General features: G+C 66.6%; 9 protein-coding genes. 2 read left to right on the top strand and 7 right to left on the bottom strand.

Annotated features, from left to right (window positions below; translation table 11 throughout):
- The 4 genes from ACFQEU_RS08870 to ACFQEU_RS08855 form a co-directional block, all read right to left on the bottom strand.
- Nucleotides 1–607, bottom strand: a 607-nt coding sequence (locus ACFQEU_RS08870; RefSeq protein WP_379781308.1) for an aminotransferase class V-fold PLP-dependent enzyme, incomplete at its 3' end; no start/stop codon positions are given.
- Between the two features lies 1 nt (nt 608).
- Nucleotides 609–953: a thioredoxin gene (gene trxA / locus ACFQEU_RS08865; RefSeq protein ID WP_379781305.1), complete on the bottom strand. Its 345-nt coding sequence runs from the start codon at nt 951–953 to the stop codon at nt 609–611.
- Nucleotides 954–1,048: 95 nt separating this feature from the next.
- On the bottom strand, nt 1,049–2,080 hold the full coding sequence (locus tag ACFQEU_RS08860) for a TSUP family transporter (RefSeq protein WP_379781303.1): 1,032 nt from the start codon (nt 2,078–2,080) through the stop codon (nt 1,049–1,051).
- Nucleotides 2,081–2,239 (bottom strand): DUF7512 family protein, encoded by a 159-nt coding sequence (locus tag ACFQEU_RS08855; protein WP_379781301.1) that lies wholly within the window; start codon nt 2,237–2,239, stop codon nt 2,081–2,083. It abuts the gene before it with no gap.
- A gap of 411 nt (nt 2,240–2,650) precedes the next feature.
- On the opposite strand from ACFQEU_RS08855, the gene ACFQEU_RS08850 reads away from it, so the two are divergent.
- Nucleotides 2,651–2,875 (top strand): hypothetical protein, encoded by a 225-nt coding sequence (locus ACFQEU_RS08850; protein WP_379781299.1) that lies wholly within the window; start codon nt 2,651–2,653, stop codon nt 2,873–2,875.
- A 103-nt stretch (nt 2,876–2,978) separates the two neighbouring features.
- Here the strand turns inward: ACFQEU_RS08850 and ACFQEU_RS08845 are convergent, their stop codons facing one another.
- From ACFQEU_RS08845 to ACFQEU_RS08835, 3 genes are all read right to left on the bottom strand, one after another.
- Entirely contained in the window at nt 2,979–3,386 is a 408-nt protein-coding gene (locus tag ACFQEU_RS08845) for a helix-turn-helix domain-containing protein (RefSeq protein ID WP_379781297.1), read from the bottom strand.
- Nucleotides 3,387–3,549: 163 nt separating this feature from the next.
- A complete protein-coding gene (locus tag ACFQEU_RS08840; RefSeq protein WP_379781295.1) occupies nt 3,550–4,401 on the bottom strand; it encodes a universal stress protein in 852 nt (283 codons plus the stop codon).
- A 163-nt stretch (nt 4,402–4,564) separates the two neighbouring features.
- Nucleotides 4,565–5,878, bottom strand: coding sequence for an MFS transporter (locus ACFQEU_RS08835; RefSeq protein ID WP_379781293.1), 1,314 nt, complete (start codon nt 5,876–5,878; stop codon nt 4,565–4,567).
- A 228-nt stretch (nt 5,879–6,106) separates the two neighbouring features.
- Between ACFQEU_RS08835 and ACFQEU_RS08830 the strand changes: the two genes are divergently transcribed.
- The coding region (locus ACFQEU_RS08830) for a molybdopterin-dependent oxidoreductase (RefSeq protein ID WP_379781291.1) at nt 6,107–7,218 on the top strand (1,112 nt) is incomplete at its 3' end.

Raw genomic sequence — 7,218 nt, 5'->3', positions numbered from 1 at the left:
CGTCCGCGCCCCACCGGTTCACGTCGACGTCGACCTGCCCGGGCGACTGGACGGCGTCGACGAGGGTGAACGCCCCGGCGTCGTTCGCGATATCGACGAGCTCGGCCACGGGGAGCCGCGTCCCGTGCGTCCAGGTGATCGCGCTGAAACAGACGAGTCTGGCGTCCGCAACTGCCTCGGCGAACGCGTCGGTGTCGACACGCCCGGCGTCGGTTTCGACGACGCGGACCTCGACGCCTGCCGACTCCAGCTGCTTCCAGGGCAGCACGCCCGCAGGGTGTTCGAGGTCGGTCCGTACGACGACGTCGCCGGGCTCCCAGTCGATCGCGGCCGCGATCCGCCCGATCCCGTCGGTCGTGCTCTCGGTGAGCGCGATCTCGGCGGGCTCCGCCCCGACGAACGCCGCGATCCGCTCGCGGACGGCATCGTAGGTGCCGAACGCGTGGCTGTACGGGTCCGTCTCGGCGGCACCGTACTCGTGATCGGCGATGAACTCGCCAGCGGCCTCGACGACGTACTCCGGGCTCGGCCCGTGTGCGCCGTAGTTGAGGTACGCCGTCCCCTCGCCAAGTGCGGGAATGTCCGCGCGCAGCTCGCGCGGCGTCATCTCAGTCGAGCTGCGTCTCGACGGCACTCCGGAGCGTCTCTTCCGTCTGTGCGCCGACCATGCGGTTCACGAGCTCGCCGTCCGCGAACACGAGTAGCGTGGGGATCCCCTGGACGCCATACTCGCTGGCGAGCGCTTGGAACCGGTCCACGTCCACCTTGAGTACCGCCGCGTCAGTCTCGGCCGCCACCGACTCGATCGACGGTTCCATCATTTGACAGGGGCCACACCAGTCGGCGTAGAAGTCGACGAGGACGACGTCGTAGTCGGCGACGTGGCCGTCGAACGCGTCGTCGTCGTCGAGGGCTATCGGTTCGGTCGGAACGGCTTCGGTTGTCTGCGTCATCACCCGTACGTACGCCCCCGACCGTGATAACGGTTTTGGAAGTTATGTACAATACTAACGTGTGCGGTCCCGGCCCCGCATCGATGGCGGTCCGCTCAGGCCGAGACGCTGCGCGTTCGGCGCACCGCGAGCGCGCCGTGGTACAGGATAGTCGCACAGACGAACAGCGCGGAGCCGATGAGCAGCACGAAGCTCGCCCGATCGAGTACCGGCATCGCGAGCCACTCCGAGAGCTCACCCAATCCCACGGCGAGACTGGCGACGAGCAGCATGATCCCGAAGTAGATCGTCACGTCGTCCTCGTTCACGTACGCGGTCGCGCTCGACCCGATCCGCGCGCCGAGCGAGCTCCCGATCAGAAGCGCGGTGACGATCCCGAGGTCGATGACCCCGGCTCGGCCGTAGGTGAACGCGCCGACCGCGCCCGACATCAGTCCGCCGAAGAGGCTCGTCCCGACCGCGGCCGCCAGCGAGGTCCCGATCACGTAGTAGATCGCCGGCATCCGGACGAATCCGCCGCCGACACCGAGGAACCCGGAGACGAGGCCCACCCCGCCCCCAACTCCGGAGATCGTCCACAGCGAGGCCTTGCTCCCGTCGGCGAGCGTCATCATCGGAGGGAGGTTGTACGACTGGATCTTCCGGGCGATCGCCGGGACCTCGTCGTCCGTGTCCCCGTCGTCGTCCGTGTCCCCGTCGTCGTCACCCTGGTTCAGCGCGCTCCGCGTGAACAGCACGCCGATGGCGGCCAGCAGAACGACGTACGCGACGCCGACGACGACGTTCGCGATCCCCAACACCTCCAGACCGAACACGAGTCGGCTCCCGAGCTCGATCCCGACGGTGATTCCGACGAACATCAGCGCGCCGAGTCGATAGTCGACTTGGCCGGCGTCGTGGTGTTTCATCGTCGCGATCACCGCCGTCCCGAAGACGAACGCCATCGAGCTCCCGATCGCCACCGGTGCCGAATAGCCGAGGATCAACAGCGCGGGAGTGACGAGAAACGACCCACCCATCCCGAAGAAGCCGAAGAACACGCCGACCATGAACCCGAACGCGACGAACAGGACGATCAGATCCGTCCCGAGTCCGAGCAGCTCGAACGCGAGGATCGATTCGATCATCTATCGCTTCACGAGGCTGTCGAGGACGGCCGGTCCGACGGCTTCCTCGATGGTTCCGTACCCGACGTAGAGCACTATCGCTTCGAGGAGCACTATCGCGATCACTGCGAGCGCCTGTATCGACGGCGACGCACCGACGAGGATCTCGGTTCCGGTCATCGGATACCACCAGCGATGCGCTCCGTCTCACGGCGGATCACCCGATCGATAGTAGTCATGTACCTCACCGTAGCCGACGGGTTGATATAACGGTTTTGGGTCTAGTGCACAATACTATATCCGCGTGAGGGACGAGACACGATAGATAACGTCTCCATAAGTTATCAGTCGTACCTCCCCGGTCGGCCATTGCTCATGAGTGCCCCGCTTTCGTCACCGATTCAGAGAGATACGCCACGTATCGGACGGGCTCGATCGCGTTCCGTCGCGCGACGACGCCGATCAGCGACCCTGGTCCCGTCGTCGTTAGTCATGTGACTCTTGGAAGCTACTCACATGACATACACCGCCGTTCCACGACGATGGGAATCCGCGTCTGGTCATTAATACGTTCACCGTATACGGAGGTGTATGAGCCATCAGCCCGGACCATCGCATCAACGTCTCGATTCGGCGTTCAAGGCGTTCGGCGCGGTCGCGATCCTCATCGCCGTCCTGCTGTCCGCCACCGTAATCGCGGTCACTGACCCGCTCGGGGAGCTCGTTGTCGCCACCCCGGCAGTGGTCGGAACCCTGCTGTTCGGCGGGCTACTCCTTGCCGTCGGCTACGTGACGTACATGCTCCGCCGGCGATAAGCGGCCGGAACGGCGGGGAGAAACCATAACCGACTCGTCGACGACGACCCGGGCCGCCGGACGAGACGGTGCGGCCGACCTCAGCTCGATGCGGCGGCCGACCTCAGCTCGATGCGGCGGCCGACTCAGTGGCGTCGACCCCTTCGTACTTGTCCTCGAACTCCTGGATCAGCTGTCCCATCTTCGCGTACCAGTCGTTCAACATCCGCTGCATCTCCCCGGATATCTTCTCGGGATCGGTCGGCTGATACACGTGGTAGTAGCCCCCCTGATCGTAGTTGATCTGCTCTTTGTTGATGAATCCGGTCTGGAGGAGTCGCTGTACGGCTCGGTACGCGGTCGATCGTTCCCGGTCGACCGCCTCACCGATCTCGTCTATCGTCAGGGGTTCGTCGCTCTCGACGAGCACCTGAAAACACTCCCTGTCGAGCGGCTTGAGCCCGTGGAAGCATTCGAGCAATCCCTCACACTCCATGTCGCTTCGGAGCTGTTCGGCCAATGAATCGGGCATAGTATGACTCGTATGTACGAGACCTGCTAATAAAAGGCTTGTGTATAGTATACACAATTCCGCCGGATACGACGTCCCCGCCCGGACGTTCGTCGATCGGGTTACTTCCGCTCCTCCGGGTTGACCCCGGTCGAACGGCCACCGTCCAGGCAGTCGCCGAGTGTCAGACCGACCGCGGCGGGGGGACGAGGAACACGTTTCCCGTCGCGTTGGCGACCACGTCTTCGGAGACGTTACCGAGGAGCAGTCGCCGAAGCCGGCTTCGACCGCGTGAGCCGATGAGTACGGTGCTCGGGTCGTGTTCACGCTCGGCCGCGAGGATCTCTTGGGCAGGGTCACCCCGCCTGATGTCGATCCGCGCGTCGAGTCCCCACTCGTCGAGCCGCTCGATCAGTGGTTCCATCCGGGACTCGACGTCGGCGACGTCGCCGGTGTCGTCCTTCGGTGAGCGGACGTGTGTCAACGTTACCTCCCGCGTGGCGTGGCGGAGGTACTCGAACGTCTCGAAGGCGCGCTCGGCGTTCTCGGAGAAGTCGGTGGCGAACAGCGTCCGCTCGAACAGGTGTCGGCGGATCGTGTTCGGATCGTCGACGCCGCGCTCGATCCGGTCGACCAACAGTGGGACGACCGTCGTCCGGGCGAGGTTCCGCGCCGTCGACCCGATCACACGGTTCTCGAGCGGGCTCTTTCCCCGCGAGCCCACGAGGATCAGGTCGGCACCGACCGTCCCGGCGATGCCATTGATCCGGCGATGCGGGGTTCCGCGGACCACGTGGGTCTCGACCGCGAAGCCCGCGTCCGCTATCGTCGATCGATACCGCCGAAGCGCGCGTTTCCGCCGCTTCTCGAAGTCGATCCCGGGCATCCCCGAGTGGACGTTCGACGGGACGACAGTGACGAGGTGGATCCGCTCGACCCCGATCCGGCTGAGACAGTTCAACCCAGTCTCGGACTCGACCATCGTCTCGCTCGCCGTCGAGAGATCGGTCGCCAACACCGCGGACTTCCCGGTCATCGCCACGCCCCCGTGAAAGCCACCGCACGGCGGGAGGCAGTATTCCACATAAGACACAATATTATCTATGCGGATATAAAGCCCGCGGTCGGCACGGTGGGTTTCGGGACCCGGCGCGGATCCCAGCCACGGAGCGGATCCGGGCTACCGGGACAGCGGACCGTCAGTCGTCGTCGGCCGGTACTGCGGGGTTTCTATCGCCCCCAACGAGGACGCCGCGCTCGTTCGCGCGGGCCGCGACCTCCGGCCGAAACGCCCACGCGGCAGCGACGAGGATCGGGACCATCGTGAGCGCGGTGATCGCGTACCCGATATGGAGGTTCGGGAGGAACGGTGCGGCGAAGACCAACGGGTACACCACGCCGCCGACGGTTCCGACCCCGCCGACGACCCCCGCGACGCTGCCCGAGCTGTCCGGGAACATCGCCGGCACCTGTGCGAAGATCGCGCCCTCGGAGAACGCACAGGCTGTCCCCACGAGGAACGCGGCCACCACGGCGAGACGGATCTCCCCTGTCAGCCCGGCCAGCGTCATTCCGCCCATCGAAACGACGACGAACACGAGCGTGAGGAAGGTCCACTGCTCGCGATACCGGCCGGCGAACACCGGAAGTAGCGTCAGCTCTCTGCGGGCGACGAGGTCGCTCACATACCCACCGATCGGACGCAGGAGCCCCGCCGCGATCGAGAACGTGGCGGCGAACGTCGCCGCGATCACGAGGTCGCCCTCGTCGAACGCCTCCCGGTAGTACGTTCCGAGCCACCCGTTCATGGCGAGCTCCAGCCCGAACGTCATCACGTACGCCGCCGACAGCACGATCGCGCCGTACCGGGTGGCGACGAACAGGAACCCGTCGAACCCGGCGCTCTCCCGAGTCGCAGCGCGTTTCTCCGCCGACCGGGCCGGCTCCGCGAAACGGAGGTACGCCACCCCGACGACGACGGCGAGGACGCCCGTATAAAAGAACGCCGCCCGCCAGTTCGACGCGAAGATCGGCCCGGACCAGCCCTCGTCGAACACTCGTGGGAGGGTGAAGTACGCCCCGATCCCTGCTCCCGCGTTGCCGATCCCGGCGTAGATCCCTTCGGCGGTCCCGAGCTCGTCGGCCTCGAACCACTCCGAGACGTGTTGGATCCCGATGACGAACGTCACACCGGCGAGCGAAGCGACGACACGCGAGGCGATGAACACCTCGTAGCTCCACGCGAACGCGCTCACGACGGCGAAGACGCCGACCGTACACATCGTCACACAGGCGACGACGGGCGCGCCGTACCGGTCCGTGAGCGGTCCGACGACGATCCGGCCGAGCGGAACCGCGACCACCGCCGCGCTGGCGACGATTCCGAGGTCCTCAGTCGAGAGCGCGAACTCCTCGGCGATGGCTCCGGTGAACGGTGCGAACGAGAACCAGATCACGAACCCGAGGTTGAACATCGCGGTCGCCAACACGAGGTTCTTCCATTTCCCCTTCATCGGGTCTCCCCGCCGTCGGTGACCGTCCGTCGTGGAGCCAGTTCTCCCGTCGGTTCGCCCTGCTCCGACATCACCGATCCGAACGGCTTTCGGGTGCTTAGCCCCCCGTCGGATTCTCACCAGCTGGGAGTCCAGTGGGTGGTCGCCGTTCGTTCGCTGCCCGTCTGCCCACTGTCCGTCCGCCTGCCGCCGACAGGTTCAATCACACACCGACAGTACCCACACACGATGTCGGACGGAACCGGGGACGGGGTGCCCACACGGACGACTTGTGCCCGCTGTGCGGTCGGGTGCGGGCTCCGAACGACCGCCGTGTCCACCGACGACCTCCGCGAAACGTCCCCTTCGATCCGCGTGACCGGCGACCCCGAACACCCCGTCAGTCGCGGGCGCGCTTGTCGACGCGGGATCGAGGAGACCGCCGGGTCTCGATCGGGTGCCGACCGGTTACGTCGTCCGCTGATCCGTCGGAACGGCGACCTGACCCCAGTCCCGTGGGAGGTCGCCCTCGACGCCGTCGCGGCTCGGTTCCGTCCACGGCTCGATACGAAGCCGGACCGGATCGGCGTGTTCGGCTCCGGACAGACGACGACCGAGGCGGCGTATCTGCTGGGCAAGACCGCCCGCGGCGCGATCGGGACCCGCAACTACGACGCCAACACGACGCTGTGTATGGCGTCGGCGGTGACGGCTTACCGCGACGCGTTCGGGGCGGACGCTCCGCCGCCCACCTACGCCGATGTTCCCCGGGCGAACACGCACGTGGTTTGGGGTGCGAACCCCGCCGTCGCCCATCCAGTCCTCTTCTCGTGGATCCGTGAGAGCGCCGCGGACGACGGAAGCGAGCTGATCGTCGTCGACCCGGTGCGGACCCGGACGGCAGACGCCGCCGACCGTCTCGTCCAACTCGACCCGGACGCTGACGTCGCGCTCGCTCGGGCCGTCCTCGCCACGGTCGTCGCGCGCGGTGACGTGGCAGACGACTTCGTCGAGGCGCACACGGCCGGTTTCGCGGCGCTTCGCGACCGACTCCCGGACCCGAGAACGGCGGCCGAGACGGCGGGCGTCGATCCCGAATCGGTCGCGCACATCGCGGACGCCCTGACCCACCCTACCCTCGTCTACTGGGGGATGGGGATCAACCAGTCGGTTCAGGGGACGGCAGCCGCACGCGCGCTCATCGATCTCTGTCTCGCCACCGGGAATCTCGGCCCGGGAACGGGCCCGTTCTCGTTGACCGGGCAGGCGAACTCGATGGGGGCCCGACTCGGCGCGTCGAAGGGTAGCTGGCCCGGGGGTGCGGCGTTCGACGACCCCTCCGCTCGGCGGCGCGTCGCGAC

This window comes from Halorubrum tibetense (assembly GCF_042661865.1).
Taxonomy (GTDB): Archaea; Halobacteriota; Halobacteria; order Halobacteriales; family Haloferacaceae; genus Halorubrum; species Halorubrum tibetense.
The sequence above is the reverse complement of the archived record's forward strand: the minus strand, read 5'-3'. Positions and strand labels throughout refer to the sequence as shown.